Raw genomic sequence first — 17229 nt, 5'->3', positions numbered from 1 at the left:
GCCCCCGCGAGCCCGGCATGATCCAAACGAGAGGCCCCGGCCGAACCAGCCGCACCCTCCAGGCCCTCACTGGCGGGTGCGGCGCCCAGCCGGTCGGTCAGTGCGCCCACGCCGTCGACCACAAGCGCGTCGGCTTCCTTGGGGGGTATGACACGGCCCCCCTCGCGGATTCCGCTCCGAGGGCACCATTGCGACACTGGATTTATGGCACGCGAGCATCACATCAGTGGCGACGAACTGGCGCGCTTCCTGCGCGCTCGCCGCACCCAGACCAGCCCTCAGAGCGCGGGCCTCACTCCGGGCCCCGGTACCCGTCGCACCCCCGGGCTCCGCCGCGAAGAACTGGCCACCCTCGCCGGAGTCAGCATCGACTACTACACCCGCATCGAACGCGGAAAGGAGACCCGGCCCAGTCCCGGCGTCGTCGATGCTCTCGCCCGCGCCCTCAACCTCGACGACGACGAACACCACCACCTCCGGGAGCTCGCCGCCCGCGCGGCGCACTACGCACCCGAACCGCCTCCCCCACCCGCCCGGACCGTGCGCCCCCACCTGAAGCTCCTCTTGGAGACGATGCGGCCCAACCCCGCCTACATCGTCAGCCGCAGCATGGACCTCCTCGCCTGGAACCCCGCCGGCCTCGCCCTTTACGCAGGGCTCGGCGACTGGCCGGCCAAGCAGCGCAACCTGGCCCGCTACCTGTTCCTCCACCCGACGGCACACGAGCTGTTCCCCGACTGGGAGACCCAGGTCCGTACGTGCGTCGCCCGCCTGCGCGCCGAGGCCGGTACCAACCCTGATGCCCCGGACCTCACCAGCCTGGTCGGAGAGCTTCTGCTCAAGAGCCCCGACTTCGCCAAACTCTGGGAACGCTACGAGGTCATCGGACGCAAGAAGATCCAGAAGACCTTCCACCACCCGCAGGTCGGCATCCTGACTCTCAGCGGACAGAGCATGAATCTCGAAGGCACGCCTGGCCAACGCCTCGGCGCCTACACCGCCGAACCGGACACTGCGGATCACGACGCCATGCTCCTGCTCGACATGACCGCGCCCCAGCCCACCCGGTCCCCCGGCGTGAAGACCGACCCGACACGGCCCATTCAGCCCTGACAGAACATCGGCGTCTCGGCCGGAAGCGGGGTCAGGTGTGCCACTCCCGTGATGCCCGGCCTCACCGACCTCCTCGCGAGCGACGGTCCGCCTCTCGACGTGCTGGAGAAGCGTCGCGTGCAGCTTCTCCTCTCGGCGCCTCATGCCGGCTGCCTGGCGGATGGGGACGGCCGTCGCGACGCTGTCCCCAGGTCCCGCCTGCCTCACCTGCCCGGCCCGGGTGTGTCCACTGGCCAAGGTGAGGTCGTACGCCCCTTCGCCGGCAACCCCTGGACAGAACCGTGCACCGAACCCTTAGGAGCACCCAGCGCCCGGCCCATCTCGGCGAAGGCGATGACCGGGTTGCAGACCACCGTGCGCGAAGCGGGAAGGGCCGTACTGGTTCGGTGAGTTGCGAAGCCGCGCCTCGGCCCGGGGCAGGGAGCTCGGGGGCGGAGGGCGTCATCGAAAGGGTCTCGGCAATCGCCTGCTGAACGAGGGTAGCCACAGAGGTTCACCCGGTGGTCTACTCCACTCGGTGTCCGTTCATTGCGTGCATCTGATTGAAGATGCGAGTAACCGAACAAGTAAGCGCAACCTCTCGTCACCCCGGAGGACGCATGTACCGACTCGTGAGAGCTGTCGCCACCCTGCTGACGGTCACAGCGATAGCCACAACCCCTCAAGCTTTCGGCGCGCCCGCGGCGCCCGCCGACCGGCAGTCCGGACCGGCAACGCAGGAATCCCTCCCGATGGTGTCGCCGACACCGCAGCACATGGCACGCGTGGGCAACGACGTGAACCTGACCGGCAGGGCGGAAGTCGTTGTCGGCAGCGACACCGACGACGCCGCACGCTCACTGCTCCTGGCCACCCTGCGCGCGCACGGCGTGGAGCGAATCGACGTACGTGACCACGCGTCCGGCCGCTCTCCGCTGACCTTCCTGCTCGGGCCCGCCACCCGCCCCGACCTGGACAGGGCCCTGGCGGGCACCGCGGTCCCCGACCACGGCGAGGGCTACGCGCTGCGCGTCGGCCGGAACGCCGAGCGCCTGCCCACAGTGGCCCTGGGCGGCACCGACGCGACCGGCCAGTACTACGCCGTTCAGACACTGCGTCAGCTGTTCGTCACCAATGATGCGGAGGACGAAGGCCGGATCGCCGGAGCCGGCATCTCCGACTACCCGTCGATGCCGCTGCGCGGCAGTATCGAGGGCTTCTATGGACCTCCGTGGACCAATGCCGAGCGCCTGGACCAGATGGACTTCCTCGGTGACGTGAAGTCCAACACCTATGTGTACGCTCCGAAAGACGACCCGTACCACCGCGAGAAGTGGCGCGAGCCCTACCCGGCGGACAAGCTCGGCGAGTTGCGGGCACTGGTCGAGCGCGCGACAGCGAACCACGTGCGCTTCACCTTCGCCGTCTCGCCCGGTGCCTCCGTCTGTTACTCCGACCCGGACGACACGAAGGCGCTGACGGCGAAACTGCAAGCGATGTACGACGTGGGCGTGCGGTCGTTCTCCGTCCCCCTGGACGACATCAGCTACACCCGCTGGAACTGCGAAGGCGACCAGACGAAGTTCGGGGCACCTGGCCGAGGAGCGGCAGCCACGGCGCAGGTCGGTCTGCTGAACGAGGTTCAGCGCGGTTTCATCGCCGAGCGCGACGGGGCGAACCCCCTGCAGATGGTGCCCACGGAGTACGGCGACCTCACCGACACGGCGTACAAGCAGACGATCCGGTCCACTCTCGACCCTGCGGTGCAGGTGATGTGGACCGGGACGGATGTGGTGCCGCAGGAGATCACCAACGCCCAGGCGTCCGAGGCGTCCGAGCTGTTCGGACGCAAGGTCTTCGTCTGGGACAACTACCCGGTCAACGACTTCGGCCGGACCGCTGGGCGGCTGTTGCTCGCGCCCTACGACAAGCGCGAGAGCGGACTGTCCGACCACCTGAGCGGGATCGTCTCCAACCCGATGAACCAGGAGGCGGCCAGTAAACTCGCCGTCTTCACGATGTCGGACTTCTCGTGGAACGACCGGGGATACGACCGGACCCGCTCCGGTCGACAGGCCGCGCTCTACCTGGCCGGCGGAGACCCCCGTACGGCGGATGCGGTCCAGACGTTCGTCGACCTGAACCACGCCGCGCCGACCTTCGGGGCAGAGCCGTGGCAGCCCCAGGCGCCTTTGCTCAGCGCCGAGTTGGACCGATTCTGGGACGGCTACGGGACCGATGGACCACGGGCGATCCGCGAGTTCCGGCCGACCGTGGCCGCGATCACCAAAGCACCGGCGACGATTCGCGCCGGTGTGCCGGACAAGCTGTTCCTGTCCGACGCATCCCGCTGGCTGGATGCCACGCAGTTGTGGGGACAGGCGATGCAGCGCGGACTCGACACGCTCGCCGCGATCGAGGCCGGTGACGCCTCGACGGCCGCGGCGCAGCGCGATGCGATGGATGCCCGTGCCGCCGAAGCAGCGAAGATCTCAGTCGACCCGGTGGAGCACCATCAGCTCGGCCAGGTGCAGATCGGTGATCCCTTCATCACGGACTTCGTGACCCGCGTGCAGAACCTGCACGACGATTCGATGGGGTTGCCTCCACTGCGCGAGCTCGCCCGGGGCAGGACGGCGACGCAGATCTCCGACTACAACTGGGACGGGGCGTTCCCGTTCACCGCCGAGAAGTCCGTCAACGGTGACCGCTTCGACTTCTCCGCCACCAGCGGCAAGGAGGCGCAGCCCTGGTGGCAAGTCGACCTCGGGGCATCTGCGGACCTGGAGCAGATCAAGATCTACAACCGGACGGACTGCTGTTCGGGACGGCTCAAGGACTACTACGTGCTGGTGTCCGACGAGCCCTTCTCGGGGACGCTGGCCGACCAGCTCGGCAAGCCGGGAGTCTGGAGCCACCACGAGGCCGACCAGGCGGGAAGCCCGACCACCATCGACACCTCGGCCAAGGGTCGCTACGTGCGGATATGGCTCGCTGTCGAGACTCCCGGGGAGCTCAATATGGCCGAGGCCGAGATCTTCGGCCGCACGCAGAAGTAACCCACTCCCAGCCGGTGAACCGTGTCCGGCCTCCCTTTCGGGTGGGCCGGACACGGGCCGGGAGCATCAGAGGCCAGTGCGCGGAGTACTCGACGAGCCGCTCCTCCACCGCATCCCGGGCCGGACACTCCGCTCGCGGCGGACCCGGCCCGGTCCGCACACGGACAGCGTCGGGATGCGCCGTGTCCAGCGGCCCGAGTGTGCAGGGGCCGCAGCAAGGGCCTGAACCGAGGGCCCGTACGGAAGGGTACCGACGATCCTCACGGGGTGATGGTGATCTTTCCTACGTGTGTGCCGCGCAGGAACTCCTCCTGGGCGGCGTGGAGTTCGGTGAGTCGATAGCTGGCGGCGATGCGCGGGTGCACGGTGCCGACGCGAGCCAGGTCCGCCAAGGATGCGAAGTGGGCGCGGGTGTGCATCGAGGAGCCGATGAGGCTGAGGTTGTGCAGGTACAGGCGACGCAGGTCGAAGGTGATGACGGCCCCGGCGACCGCTCCGGCGATGGCCCAGCGAGCACCGTCGCGCATCGCGGGCAGGAGCTGTTCAAGCCACGGCCCGCCGGCAACGTCGGCGACGGCATCCAGCCCCTCGGGCGCCACTGCCTTCAACTGGCTTTGCAGTCCTGCTGGTTCCGTCTCCCGAAGGAGTGTGGCCGTCGCGCCTGCCTCTCGCAGTGAGGCCGCTTTGGATGCGCTGGTGAGCGCCACCACGCGTGCGCCGCGTGCGGCGGCGAGCTGGACGAGCGCGAGTCCGACACCGCCGGAAGCGCCGGTCACCAGGACCGTCTCCCCGCTCCTGATGCGGGCCCGCTCCAGCATGCCCATCGCCGTGCCGTAGGCCACTGGAAGCGCAGCGAGCTCCTGGTCCGAGAGCGGGGAGGCACTCATGTCGTGGACACGGGAGGCATCGACCGCGACGTAGGAGGCGAAGCCGCCGTCCGCTTCGCTGCCCAGCAGCCCGACGGCCACAGCATCCTCGCCCGCATCCGCGTAGAACGCGGGGTCGACGAGAACCCGGCGACCGACCCATGCGTCGGGCACGTCCTCGGCTGTTTCGCTGATGACTCCCGCGATGTCGCCGCCCTGGACGCGGGGAAAGTCCACTGCTCCCCGCCATCCGGCCTTCGCCTCGGGACGACCAGGCAAGCCGTACGCGCCTTGCCTGGTCCATACGTCAGTGTTGTTCACGGCCGCCGCGGAAACACGCACGAGAACCTGCCCAGGTCCCACGCTTGGTAGCGGCCAGTCCTCCCGTAGCTGGAGCGCCTCCGGACCTCCATGCCGATAAAGAACAGCGGCAGTCATCGTTCGGTTGTTCATCCACCCAGTCTGCGGCGACAACTCACGCCCACCGAGGGTTGAGTGAGCGGGTGTCGTTCACCGCACCCGTTCGCACTCCCCCGGCAGCCGTCGGCCATGCCGGGGAGCAGGCACAGACGGCAGCGTCGTGCCGTCTCCACATCCAAGAGCCCGTGATCACCGACCGCCTCCCGACCCCGTCGACGCCCGGCACCGCGGACAGCCAGAGCTCAGTCGCCGCTGCTGCTCGTGACCTCGACGGCGGCGCCGAGGTTCGGCGCCGCCCTTCTGGCGAGTTCGCGGGCATCGTCCAGATCCGCGCTCTTGGCGACAACGATGCTCACCGCCGACCCCGATACAGCGTCCCGCCGCAGATTCGCGCCGACGACCGGGTGCCGAGCGAGCACCGCCTCGTACGCGGCGACCGCCTCGGTGGGGTAACGGTCGTTGAAGCCGGTCTCCACGAACAGCCCCGGTCCACGGACTTCCAGGACCGTGACACCGTTGAGCGGCCGGTGCCGACCGCCCTCGGCGTACATGTCCTTGAACACCGCCAATGCGCCGGTGGCATCGACCGTGTTGACCTCGATCCGCCAGCGGTCGGTCGCTTCCTTCCAGGGCGCGTCATGGATGTCGGCGACTGTCACCTGCTCGTCGGCCTTCAATGACCGCCATAGCGCCAGGACCTCACCGGTACGCCCCTCGTCCGCGACGACCGTGAAAGTCAGGCCATCCGCCGTGAGCCGGCCGGTGATCTTCTTGTGACGGGCGACGTATTCCCTCATCTCGCCCGCCAGCTTGGTCACACGGTCGGCCGAAGTGCCGTCCTCAAGGACCAGAGTGCCGGTCGAGGTTCCGCTGAAGGGCAGCGTGTTGTTCTTGGTGGTGCGGATACGTGCCACGTCCGGCGTGCCGGCCCAGCGTTCTTCGAAATCCGCGGCAAGTGCCGTGCCCTTGTCGATGGCGCAGCCGGTCAACAAGGGCAGACCCAGCACGAACGCTGCGATCGGAATCGACCACAGCAGGGCGCGTGTACTCAGTGTGGTCTCCTTTGAAGCGGGTGGGCCGGTCGGCCACAGGGCTGGCCTGAGGTGGTCGTGGCCGCGCTCCAGCTTACGACTTGGTACGCGATAGCCAGGGCCGTCAGAGCGATTCGATGGGCCCTGGCGATCCTGCGAGACTGACTGGCATGACTGGCATGATCGTGGTCGGCGACTACGACCGCCGATGGCCCGAGCAGTTTGAGGACCTGCGGCAGCGGCTTGCGCCTCACGTCGCGGACCTGGCTGTATCCATCGAGCATGTCGGAAGCACAGCCGTGCCCGGATGTGCCGCCAAGCCGATCATCGACCTCGACATTGTGGTGGCCGAGGACGCCACCATGCCCGAGCTGATCTCCCGGCTCACCGAGCTGGGCTACCGGCACGAAGGCGATCTGGGGATTCCAGGGCGGGATGCCTTTCAAGCCCCTCCTGCGGCTCCCGAACATCACCTGTATGGCGTGGTCACCGGCTCCAGACCCCACCTTGATCACGTCTTGCTCCGTGACTACCTACGTCAGCGGCCCGATGAAGTCCGGCGCTACAGCGCGTTGAAGGTGGCCCTCGCACAGCGGTTCCGTGCCGACAGCCAGGGTAGACGGGACTACTCGAGGGCGAAGAGCGCTCTGGTGGAGGAACTGGTCGCGAAGTCCTACGTCGCTCGGGAAGTCCCGGTCCCTGGCCGCTGACGGCATCATCGGTCCGAACACCTGGTCCAAGCTGATCAAGACGGTGCAGTACGGCTCGTCGGGCAAGGCGGCGAAGGCAGCGCAGACGCAGCTGAAGGTGTACGGCTACAGCCTCACGGTCGACGGCAGGTTCGGCTCGAATACGAAGTCGGCGGCGGTCGCCTTCCAGAAGAACCACCACGTGCAGGTCGACGGCGTCATCGGCCCGGAGACCTGGCGCGCCCTGTTCGGGACCCGCTGACGCGAGTGGTCCCCCGGCCGGCCGACGGCTCCTTCCCCCACTGCACCCGCAGCGGGGGAAGGAGGTGTCGGTGTACGCCTTCGGGGCGTTCGCTGACCGGCAGTTCGGACGGCAGCCGAGGGTGAGCAGGTCATGCCGTGTTCCCGTGACGTGTGGCCCTCCCACTCCACGAAACCGACCCTCAACTCACCCGATATGTCCGTGTTTTCAGCATGCGCAACCGGGGGTTGACCATTCAATCAAGTGCCCTTAGGTTTCTCGCAGCCCACTGGTACATCGATTAACCACATGGTTAACGTCCTGGTTGGAGACATCCCGCTGTGCGCTCATCCCTGAGTCGGCGCGGTTTCCTCGCTGCAGGCTCCGGCCTCGCTGCCGCTACCGCAATACCCGCTCTGTCCGGCTGTTCCACACTCGCCTCGGCCGATTCCGACCCCGGCACTCTGCTCGTGCACACCCAGCTCGGCACCACCGCACCGGGCTCCCCCACCTACAAAGCCGTCGTGAAGACGTTCGAGGACGAGAACCCCGGCCTACGGGTCAAGAATCTCGTCAACGGCGACGATCTTCCCCAGGTGTACGAGACCTCCCGGCTGGCCCGCAAGGAGCCGGACGTGGTCATGGTCAACCTCTACGACAAGACGCTGGCCTGGACCGATGTCGGCGCCACCGTCGACGTGAAGGGGTACCTCGACGACTGGGGGCTGCGCGAGCGCGTCCTGCCCGCCGCCCTGGAGGCGTGGACCGACAGCAAGGGCAGGCTGCGCGCCTTCCCGTACTTCGCCACGAACTGGCCCGTCGCCTACAACACCGCCCTGCTGGAGCGGGCCGGCGTCGGCTCCGTCCCCACCACCGGCGACCAGCTGATCGGTGCCGCGCGCAGGCTGCGCGCCAAGGGCATAGCCCCGGTCACCGTCGGCGGCAACGACTGGACCGGGCAGAAGCTGCTGGCCCAGATCATCCAGACCTTCCTCACGCCCGACGAGGCCAGGAAGGTCTACACGACCGGCGACTTCAGCGGCAGCAGGGGTGCCCGCGAGGGCATCGACTACTTCGTCCAGCTGCGCGACGCCGGTGTCTTCGCCGACAAGGCGCAGGGGCTGACCTCCGACACGATGACCACGCAGTACAACACCGAGGCTGCGGCCATCCAGTCCGCTATGTCCTCGGCGCTGGCGAAGGTCGCCCCGAAGACCGCCGGGCACACCGAGGTCGGCGGCTGGCCGCTGGCCCCCGGCGCCTCGCACAGCAAGCCGACGATCCTGCGCTCGTACACCCTCATCGGCTTCTGGATCAGCCCCAACGGCGTCAAGAAGCTGTCCTCGGTCGAGAAGTTCCTGCGCTTCATGTACCGGCCCGAGGTGGTCTCGCGCTTCATCACCGAGAGCGGGCGGGACATGGCTCTGGTGACGGACACGGTCAGCAAGGACTTCCCCCTGGTGGCCAAGGCCCAGCAGCTCGGTGACTCGGTCGGCCAGGTCCTCCTGCCCGACCTGTACGTACCTCCGACGGCCACCCAGCCTCTGATCACGGCGACCAGCACCGCCTTCACCCGGGGGACGAGCGCGGCTGCCGTGCGCTCCGCCCTCGAATCCGCCTACCGCACGGCCTGATCCGCGCGCCCCAGCCCTCTGCGAGTCCCCTCATGACGTTGCTCTCGTCCGCCCCGGGCGGCGCCTCGGTCCGCCGGCCGGATCCGCCGTTGCCGTCCCCCACCACTCCTTCGCGCCGCAAACAGGGCGGGGTCGTCCTCGCCGTGCCGGCGCTGGTCTGGTACCTCGTCTTCATGGTCGGCCCGCTGGTCGCCATCTTCGTCATCGCCGCCCTGCACTGGCCCGGCATGCTCCAGCCGGTCTCCTTCGCCGGTCTCGGCAACGTTCGTACCGTTCTCGACGACCCGGTCTTCTGGGACGCGGTGACCAACACCGGCGTGCAGCTCGTCGTCGCACTGCCCGTGATGATCGTGTGCGCGTACATGCTGGGGTACTACGTCGCGCAGAAGCCGCCGGGCCACCGCGTCCTGCGGTACCTGCTCTTCATCCCCGGCCTGATCTCCACGCCGGCCAAGGCCATGGTGTTCTACGCGGTCCTTTCGCCGGACGGTCTGCTCAACGGCGGGCTCGACAAGGTCGGTCTGGGATCGTTGGCCGACGCCTGGCTCGCCTCGCCGTCCACCGCCCTCTACTGCCTGATCGTCCTCGACGTGTGGAGCGGCATCGGCTTCACCGCCGTGCTGTTCGCCGCCCGGCTGGGAAGCGTGCCGGACGAGATCGGTGAGGCCGCCCAGCTCGACGGCGCCGGACACTGGCGTGCCATGTGGCGCATCCACTTCCCCGTCATCCGTGACTTCGTCGGTGTCGTGACGATGCTTCAGTTCCTGTGGACGCTCTTCGGCTCCGCACAGAACGTGCTGCTGCTCACCCAGGGCGGCCCGGGAAGCTCCTCGACAACGTTGTCTTTCCTCGTGTACCAGAAGGCGTTCATCGCGGCCGACCTCGGCTACAGCCAGACCGTCGGTGTGGTCCTGTTCCTGGTCGGTCTGGCCGGGCTGCTGACCATCCGTCGCGTCTTCCGCCAGAACTACTGATCGGAGCAGTTCCATGAAGTTCGGAAGGTCCTGGCTGCCGGCCCACGTCCTCGCGTGGCTGTACGCGGCGCTACTGGTGGTCCCCCTCTACTACCTGCTGGTCTCGGCGTTCAAGACGAACGACCAGATCTTCGGGAGCCCCTTCTCCCTGCCGACCTCGTTCTCCCTGCACAATTTCGGGGAAGCCTTCTCCTCCGCGGGCCTGGGACCGGCCGTCGTCAACTCGGTGCTGGTCACGGTGCTGGCGCTGGCTCTCACCCTGGGTCTCGCCATTCCGGCGGCTTTCGCCATCGCCCGTTCGGAGGGACGGCTCGGGGCGTTCGTGGAGCGGGTGTTCTCGCTGGGGTTCCTGGTCCCCACGTTCGCCGCGCTCTTCCCCACGTTCCTGCTCGCCGCCGCGACCGGACTGTTCCACACCCGCGCCTTCATGGTGCTGTTCCTGCCGGCCACGGCGATGCCGCTCTCGGTCGTGATCCTGGTGCAGTTCATGCGGACCATCCCGCACGAGATGGAGGAGGCGGCGCGCCTGGACGGCGCGTCCACCTTCGCTGTCCTGCGGCACGTGTACACGCCGATGTGCATGCCGGGGATCGCGACCATCCTCCTGCTGAACTTCCTGACCTTCTGGAACGAGTACCTGTACTCGCTCGTCATCATCGGCCCGGACCCCGAGCAGCGCACCGTACAGGTGGCTCTGCCCACCCTGAAGTCCCTGACCGGCACCGACTACGGCATCCTGACCGCAGGCACGGTACTGACCCTGGTCCCGGTCTGGGTGGTGTACACCCTGCTCCAGAAGCGCATGCAACAGGCTCTCGTCAGCGGGGCGGTGAAGATGTGAAGGTACGAACCGAGAAGCGTCCCGAGGACGCCGGACAACCCACGGGAGCGGCAACCGGTGCCAAGCCCGGGGCCCGCGCGGGATCCGAGGGAGCCGCCCGGCCCACGATCAAGGCCGTGGCCGCCGCGGCCGGGGTCTCCACCGCCGCGGTGTCCCAGGCCGTCAACGGCACCGGCCGGATATCGGAGGCCACCCGCCGACGGGTCCTGGACGCGGCCGCCGAACTGGGCTGGTCGCCCAGCGCGTCGGCGTCCGCCCTGCGCCGGGCCCGTACCCGTACGATCGCGCTCGTCGTCCGCCGCCCCACGGACGTGCTCGGCGCCGACCCTCACTTCAGCGAGCTGATCACCGGTCTGGAGGGCGAACTGGCCCCCCGGGGCTACGGTCTGCTGCTCCACCTGGTCGCCGACATGGCCCAGGAGAGCGCGCTGTACGAACGGCTGGTCGCGGAAGGCCGGATCGACGGTGCGGTCCTGACCGACGCGCGGGCGGACGACCCGCGCCCCCAACTGCTGCGGGACCTCGGGCTGCCCGCCGTCCTGCTGGGTACGCCGGACCCCGGGTCGCCGGTGCCCGGCGTCGGCCTCGGGCAGCAGGACGCCGGTGTCCGTGAGGCCGTCGCGCACCTGCTGGAGCTCGGCCACCGGCGTGTCGCGTACGTCGCGGGCCCGGCCGAGCTGGTGCACACCGGGCTGCGCCGGGCCGCGTTCGAGAGTGCCCTCGCCGAAGCGGGGCTGCGGCCCGTCGCCGTACGGCACACCGATTTCACGGAGCGGGCGGCCGTCGCCGTCACCGAGGAACTGCTGGCGCTCCCCGACCGGCCGACCGCGCTGGTGTTCACCAACGACTCCATGGCCGTCTGCGGCATCGGTACGGCGCAGCGCGCCGGGCTCAGGGTGCCCGAGGACGTGTCGGTGGTGGGGTACGACAACCTGCCGCTCGGCCGCTGGCTGCACCCCCGGCTCACGACCGTGGACCAGCAGGTGCAACGGGTCGGCGCGGCCGCCGCCCGCGCGCTGCTCGTCCGGTGCGGGGAAGACGTACCCCCGCCGGTCCTCGACGGACGCCCGAGCCTGGTCGTACGGGAGTCCACCGGTCCCGTACCGTCCGCGCCCTGAACCAACCGCCCCCGCGCCCTGAACCCTGGCTCGTTGCCCCGTACCGCACGCGGCCCACCGGGGCACGTCCCCGCCTCGTCCCGAGGCACGCCGGCCCGGCCCGAACGGCCCCGCCGCCTGCCGCACCCGCCCCACCCCCGCACTTCGAAGAGGTCAGAGAAAGACCATGCGACGCCACAGCGCCCAGCTCACCCATGACTCCGCCGTTCTCCCCTGGCTCGGTGCCAACTTCTGGTCCCGCACCGGTGGTCCGCTGATGTGGCGGAACTACGACCCGAAGACGGTCCGCGAGGAGTTGGCCGTCCTGCGGGACCACGGGCTGAACATGACCCGTTCCTTCTTCTACTGGCCCGACTTCCACCCGGAGCCCGGGCGGATCGACGAGGAACTGTGCGACCGCTTCCGTGACTTCCTGGACGCCCACACCGAGGCGGGGATGGGGACGGTACCCACCTTCATCGTCGGCCACATGTCGGGCGAGAACTGGGACCCCGCCTGGCGTGGGGACCGCGATCTGTACGAGGACGTGTGGCTCGTCGGGCGGCAGGCGTGGTTCGTCTCCCAGATGACCCGCCGCTTCAAGGACCATCCCGCGGTCACCGGCTGGCTGATCACCAACGAGATGCCGGGCTACGGCCGGATCTACCAGGTCGACCCGCCGTCCAGTGATGTCGTCACCGCCTGGGCGCAGTTCATGTGCGACGCGGTACGCGCGGCGGGCGGCACCCAGCCCGTTTCGCTCGGGGACGGCGCGTGGGGCATCGAGGTGACGGGCCGCGACAACGGCTTCTCGCTGCGGGACACCGCCGAGTACGTGGACTTCGTGGGGCCGCACGTCTACCGCTCGGACACCGACCGGGCACGCCAGCACTACCGCGCCGCGTTCGAGTGCGAACTCGCCGCCGTGACCGGACAGCCGGTCGTGCTGGAGGAGTTCGGGCTCTCGACCGACACGGTCTCGGCCGCGAACGCGGGCGTGTTCTACCGGCAGACCCTGCACAACTCGCTGCTCGGCGGGGCAACCGGCTGGATCGCCTGGAACAACACGGACTACGACGAGCTGTGGGACCAGTCGCCGTACGACCACCACCCCTTCGAGATGCACTTCGGGATCACCGACCACACCGGTCGACCGAAGGAGCCGTTGCGTGAACTGGCCGACTTCGCCGAGGTGTTGAAGCGGGTCGACTTCGCCCGCTGCCGTCGGACGGACGCGGACACCGCTCTGGTCGTGCCCGCCTTCCTGGAGCGCGGCTACCCCTACAGCCGGCCCGCCGACCGGCCGCTCATCTTCACTTCGCTGCACCAGGGGTACGTGGCCGCGCGCGGCGCCGACCTGCCCGTGGCGTTCGCCCGGGAGGCGGACGGGCTGCCGGATGACGCCGCGCTGTATCTGCTTCCGTCGACGCGGCAGCTGACCACTCGCACCAGGCGGGATCTGGAGCGCCGTGCCCGCGAAGGCGCCACGGTCTACCTGTCGTTCTGCTCGGGCGAACACCCGGCGACACGCGGTCCGTGGTTCCACGACCTCGACGGCCTGTTCGGTGTGGAGCACCAGCTTTCCTACGGTGTCGCGGAGCCGATCGAGGACGACGTCCTGGAAATGACGTTCACCGAGGACTTCGGCTCCATCGCGGCGGGCGAGACCCTGACCTTCCCGGTCGCCGGCAACGAGGACAGCCGCGCGTACCTGCCGGTCGTCCCGGCCGGTGCGCGGGTCGTCGCCACCGACGCGCACGGCCGCCCGGCGCTGCTGTGCCACGAGACGGGCGAGGGACGTACGGTCCTGGCCACCTACCCGCTGGAGCACATGGCCGCCCGCACGGCCCGCGCCAATCCGGAGCAGACGCACCGGCTGTACGCGGCGCTCGCCGAACTCGCTGGAGCCGCAAGGCCGGTGACGGTCGACACGCCGTACGTCGCCGCCGACACCCTGGTCCGCGAGGACGGCACCCGCTACGTGTGGCTGGTCAGCCAGTCGGCGGAGGAGCTGACCGTGCGCCCGTCCGCGGACGGGGAGCTGCGCGAGCTGACGGGCGGCGAGCCGGTGCGGGACGTGGTGATCGCTCCGTACGGGGTACGCGTCCTCGAACTGCGCTGACCGGCCGGACCGGCGTACCCATCCTCACCCCACCCCCTCCTGTCCTGGCTCTCCCGCCAGTTCCGTGAAAGTGAGCCACCCGATGTCGTCCGAGCCGCTCTTCCGAGACCCCGCGGCGCCCGTCGCCGACCGGGTGCGTGACCTGTTGGCCCGGATGACACTCACCGAGAAGGTGGGCCAGGTCAACCAGCGGATGTACGGGTGGGACGCGTACGAACGCACCTCCTCGGGCCACCGGCTGACCGAGGCGTTCCGTACGGAGGTGGCCGCCTTCGGCGGGATGGGTGCGCTCTACGGGTTGCAGCGGGCCGATCCCTGGTCGGGCGTGACAGCGGCCACGGGCATCGGTGCGTCCGACGGTGCGCGGGTCTCCGACGCCGTGCAGCGGCACGTCGTGGAGAACACCCGGCTCGGCATTCCGGTCCTGCTGGTCGAGGAGATGCCGCACGGCCTCCAGGCGCTGGACGGCACCCTGCTGCCGGTCAACCTCGCGGTCGGTGCCACCTGGAATCCTGAGCTGTACGAGGAGGCCGCCGCCCTTGCCGCCGCGCAGCTCCGGTCGCGCGGCGGCCATGTGGCGCTGGTGTCCGCACTCGACCTGGTGCGGGATCCGCGCTGGGGTCGCGCGGAGGAGTGCTTCGGCGAGGACCCGTACCTGGCGGCACGGTTCACCGAAGCCCTGGTGCGGGGTGTTCAGGGGCCGCCGGAGGACCGGTTCGGGCCGGACCGGGCCGCTGTCGTGCTCAAGCACTTCGCCGGGCAGGGAGCCACGGTCGGCGGCCGCAACAGCGCGGCCACCGAACTGGGCGCCCGCGAGCTGCACGAGATCCACCTGGAGGCCGCTCTGGCCGGGGTCCGCGCCGGGGCTGCGGGTGTCATGGCGGCGTACAACGAGTTCGACGGCATCCCGTGTGCGGCGAACAGGGAGTTGCTGACCGGGATCCTGCGCGAACGGTGGGGGTTCACCGGTCTGGTGATGGCCGACGGGCTCGCGGTCGACCGCCTGGTGCGGCTCGCCGGGGATCCGGTGGCGGCCGGTGCGCTGGCACTGGAGGCGGGTACCGACCTGAGTCTGTGGGACGACTGCTTCCCCCGGCTGGAGCAGGCCGTGCTGGGTGGCCTGGTCGACGAAGGCACCCTCGACACCGCCGTCGGGAGGGTCCTCGCACTGAAGTTCCGGCTCGGCCTCTTCGAGCGCCCGTACACCGGGGAGCGCGCACCGGCTCCGGGGCCGGAGCTGCTGAGCGAGCGCATCGCACGGGAATCCGTCACGCTGCTCGCGCACGACGGGGAGACGCTCCCGCTCACCGGCCGCCTGGGACGGATCGCGGTCATCGGCCCGAACGCCGACTCCGTACCGCAGCAGATCGGCGACTACACCGCGCCCCAGAGGCCCGGCACGGGCATCAGCGTCCTCGACGGCCTCAGGGCCGCGGCACCGGCCGGCACGGACGTCACCTACGCCCGGGGCAGCGATCTTGTCGGACGAGACCGGTCGGCCGTACCCGAGGCGGTCGCTCTCGCCGCCGGGGCAGATGTCGCGGTCGTGGTGCTCGGCGGTTCGAGCGCGCGGGCGTCGGGGACGCACTTCGACGCCAACGGAGCGGCGGTCATCACCTCCGGCAACCCCGTGGAGATGACCTGCGGAGAGGGAGTGGACCTGGCCGAACTCGGGCTTCCCGAGGGCCAGTCGGCTCTGCTCGACGCAGTCGCGGCGACAGGGACCCCTGTCGTCGTGGTACTGATCCAGGGCCGTCCCCACGCGCTGCAGGATCTCTCCGACCGGGCCGGGGCGGTGCTGAGCGCCTGGTACCCCGGCCCGTGGGGCGGGCGCGCGGTGGCGGACGTGCTGTTCGGCACGGCGGACCCCGTGGGCCGGCTGCCCGTCTCGGTTCCCCGGTCGGCGGCGCAACTGCCGGTGTTCTACAACGGGAAGGACCACGGATACCGCGGCTATGTCGACCAGCCCGCTCTTGCACGTCATGTGTTCGGCCACGGCCTGGCCTATACGTCGGTCGAGTACGGCGAGCCGCGCCTTTCCCGCACGTCCGTCGCGGTTGCGGAGTTCGCGGGGGACGCACTTCCCGGGACGGCGGAGCCGCTCCTGTGCACGGTCGAGGTCCGCAACACGGGCGACCGGTCCACACGGGAGACGGTTCAGCTGTACGTACGCCGGGTGGTCGGCGGCACGTCGTGGCCGCGCGTCCGGGAACTGCGCGGCTTCGCCCGGGTTGTGCTGGAGCCCGGGGAGCGGGCGGAGGTCTCCTTCCCGGTGGAGGAGCGGACCCTGGCCTCCGTCACCCGGTCGTGGGAACGTGCGGTGGAGCCGGGAGAGTTCGTGATCGAGACGGGCCCGTCCTCGGACCGGACCCGCGGTGCCCGGCTCGAGGTGACCACACCGGCGAGCGGCACCTGCCGTTAGCAGTCGGCCCGGCGGGCGCACGCCTCGGCAGGCGGTCGCCGTCGTGGCGTCCCGGAACCCGAGAAACACCTGCGCTCTTGGGTGCCCGTGCTCGACGAGTAATGCTGATCTGCCCGTGGGCGGCGGGAGGTCGCCGCGCAGATGGTTCGTTTCGTGGGGTTCATGGCCGCCCGCACCCCGGCCGTCGGCCGGCAGGTGTTGCCCGGCCTTGGTTCCGGGCGGAAAGGCCGGGTCGCAGAAGGCCTCAGACTGCGACGGAGAGCAGGTCCACCACGAAGACGAGTGTCGAGCCCGCCGGGATCAACGGCGAGGGTGACTGGTTGCCGTACCCGAGGCGCGGGGGAACGATGATCTCGCGCCGACCGCCGACCTTCATCCCTCTGACCCCGCGGTCCCAGCCCTTGATGACCTTGCCACCGCCCACGGCGAACTTGTACGTCTGGCCCCGGTCCCAGGACGTGTCGAATTCCTTTCCGGACTCGAAGGTGACCCCGACGTAGTGAACCTGGACCACCCTGCCCGGCTTCGCCTCAAGCCCGTCCCCGACGACGAGGTCGCGGATTGTCAGCTCGGTGGGAGCGTCACCCTCCGGAAGGTCGATCTCGGGCTTCGTCAGTTCACTCATTGCAGCCTCATTCGCTCGCCACCGGAAGCCTTCATACGGACCAGCCAGGCCCATGGTCACTCTATGCAGTAGATCATCATGCTGCCGTGAACGCTGATCTCCTGGAGTGCATCAAG

Annotated in this window: 13 protein-coding genes; 10 read left to right on the top strand and 3 right to left on the bottom strand. The window is 69.4% G+C overall.

The window, feature by feature from the left end:
* The first annotated feature begins 204 nt into the window (after positions 1 to 204).
* Positions 205 to 1113, top strand: a complete 909-nt coding sequence (locus OG230_RS35800; RefSeq protein WP_328907932.1) for a helix-turn-helix transcriptional regulator — start codon at positions 205 to 207, stop codon at positions 1111 to 1113.
* Between the two features lie 599 nt (positions 1114 to 1712).
* The gene (locus tag OG230_RS35795; protein ID WP_328907931.1) at positions 1713 to 4151 is read left to right on the top strand and encodes a beta-N-acetylglucosaminidase domain-containing protein; all 2439 of its coding nucleotides are present in this window, start codon (positions 1713 to 1715) and stop codon (positions 4149 to 4151) included.
* Between the two features lie 260 nt (positions 4152 to 4411).
* Here OG230_RS35795 and OG230_RS35790 read toward each other — a convergent pair whose 3' ends face one another.
* The gene (locus tag OG230_RS35790; protein WP_328911633.1) at positions 4412 to 5455 is read right to left on the bottom strand and encodes a zinc-binding dehydrogenase; all 1044 of its coding nucleotides are present in this window, start codon (positions 5453 to 5455) and stop codon (positions 4412 to 4414) included.
* Between the two features lie 224 nt (positions 5456 to 5679).
* Positions 5680 to 6444 (bottom strand): hypothetical protein, encoded by a 765-nt coding sequence (locus tag OG230_RS35785; protein ID WP_328907930.1) that lies wholly within the window; start codon positions 6442 to 6444, stop codon positions 5680 to 5682.
* A 194-nt stretch (positions 6445 to 6638) separates the two neighbouring features.
* On the opposite strand from OG230_RS35785, the gene OG230_RS35780 reads away from it, so the two are divergent.
* From OG230_RS35780 to OG230_RS35745, 8 genes are all read left to right on the top strand, one after another.
* The gene (locus OG230_RS35780) at positions 6639 to 7178 is read left to right on the top strand and encodes a GrpB family protein (RefSeq protein ID WP_328907929.1); all 540 of its coding nucleotides are present in this window, start codon (positions 6639 to 6641) and stop codon (positions 7176 to 7178) included.
* A gap of 43 nt (positions 7179 to 7221) precedes the next feature.
* Positions 7222 to 7419 (top strand): peptidoglycan-binding domain-containing protein, encoded by a 198-nt coding sequence (locus tag OG230_RS35775; protein ID WP_328907928.1) that lies wholly within the window; start codon positions 7222 to 7224, stop codon positions 7417 to 7419.
* Between the two features lie 320 nt (positions 7420 to 7739).
* Positions 7740 to 9032, top strand: a complete 1293-nt coding sequence (locus OG230_RS35770) for an ABC transporter substrate-binding protein (protein ID WP_328907927.1) — start codon at positions 7740 to 7742, stop codon at positions 9030 to 9032.
* Between the two features lie 32 nt (positions 9033 to 9064).
* Positions 9065 to 10006 carry a carbohydrate ABC transporter permease gene (locus tag OG230_RS35765; RefSeq protein ID WP_328907926.1) on the top strand — a complete coding sequence of 314 codons (942 nt, stop codon included), beginning with the start codon at positions 9065 to 9067 and terminating at the stop codon, positions 10004 to 10006.
* Positions 10007 to 10019: 13 nt separating this feature from the next.
* On the top strand, positions 10020 to 10847 hold the full coding sequence (locus OG230_RS35760; protein ID WP_328907925.1) for a carbohydrate ABC transporter permease: 828 nt from the start codon (positions 10020 to 10022) through the stop codon (positions 10845 to 10847).
* Between the two features lie 116 nt (positions 10848 to 10963).
* On the top strand, positions 10964 to 11965 hold the full coding sequence (locus OG230_RS35755) for a LacI family DNA-binding transcriptional regulator (RefSeq protein ID WP_328911632.1): 1002 nt from the start codon (positions 10964 to 10966) through the stop codon (positions 11963 to 11965).
* 166 nt (positions 11966 to 12131) lie between these two features.
* A complete protein-coding gene (locus tag OG230_RS35750; RefSeq protein WP_328907924.1) occupies positions 12132 to 14066 on the top strand; it encodes a cellulase family glycosylhydrolase in 1935 nt (644 codons plus the stop codon).
* A gap of 82 nt (positions 14067 to 14148) precedes the next feature.
* Positions 14149 to 16488, top strand: a complete 2340-nt coding sequence (locus tag OG230_RS35745; RefSeq protein WP_328907923.1) for a glycoside hydrolase family 3 N-terminal domain-containing protein — start codon at positions 14149 to 14151, stop codon at positions 16486 to 16488.
* Between the two features lie 244 nt (positions 16489 to 16732).
* Here the strand turns inward: OG230_RS35745 and OG230_RS35740 are convergent, their stop codons facing one another.
* Positions 16733 to 17113, bottom strand: coding sequence for an FKBP-type peptidyl-prolyl cis-trans isomerase (locus OG230_RS35740; RefSeq protein WP_328907922.1), 381 nt, complete (start codon positions 17111 to 17113; stop codon positions 16733 to 16735).
* Between the last annotated feature and the right edge of the window lie 116 nt (positions 17114 to 17229).

It is taken from the genome of Streptomyces sp. NBC_00234, assembly GCF_036195325.1.
GTDB lineage: Bacteria > Actinomycetota > Actinomycetes > Streptomycetales > Streptomycetaceae > Streptomyces.
Note: the sequence above shows the minus strand (reverse complement) of the source record. Positions and strands in the feature narration are given on the sequence as shown.

Excerpts from the sequence above, each read along its gene's own strand:
- OG230_RS35740 (WP_328907922.1), bottom strand. The coding sequence starts at position 17,113 with ATGAGTGAACTGACGAAGCCCGAGATCGACCTTCCGGAGGGTGACGCT.
- OG230_RS35795 (WP_328907931.1), top strand. The coding sequence starts at position 1,713 with ATGTACCGACTCGTGAGAGCTGTCGCCACCCTGCTGACGGTCACAGCG.
- OG230_RS35780 (WP_328907929.1), top strand. The coding sequence starts at position 6,639 with ATGACTGGCATGATCGTGGTCGGCGACTACGACCGCCGATGGCCCGAG.
- OG230_RS35750 (WP_328907924.1), top strand. The coding sequence starts at position 12,132 with ATGCGACGCCACAGCGCCCAGCTCACCCATGACTCCGCCGTTCTCCCC.
- OG230_RS35745 (WP_328907923.1), top strand. The coding sequence starts at position 14,149 with ATGTCGTCCGAGCCGCTCTTCCGAGACCCCGCGGCGCCCGTCGCCGAC.
- OG230_RS35790 (WP_328911633.1), bottom strand. The coding sequence starts at position 5,455 with ATGACTGCCGCTGTTCTTTATCGGCATGGAGGTCCGGAGGCGCTCCAG.
- OG230_RS35760 (WP_328907925.1), top strand. The coding sequence starts at position 10,020 with ATGAAGTTCGGAAGGTCCTGGCTGCCGGCCCACGTCCTCGCGTGGCTG.
- OG230_RS35765 (WP_328907926.1), top strand. The coding sequence starts at position 9,065 with ATGACGTTGCTCTCGTCCGCCCCGGGCGGCGCCTCGGTCCGCCGGCCG.
- OG230_RS35800 (WP_328907932.1), top strand. The coding sequence starts at position 205 with ATGGCACGCGAGCATCACATCAGTGGCGACGAACTGGCGCGCTTCCTG.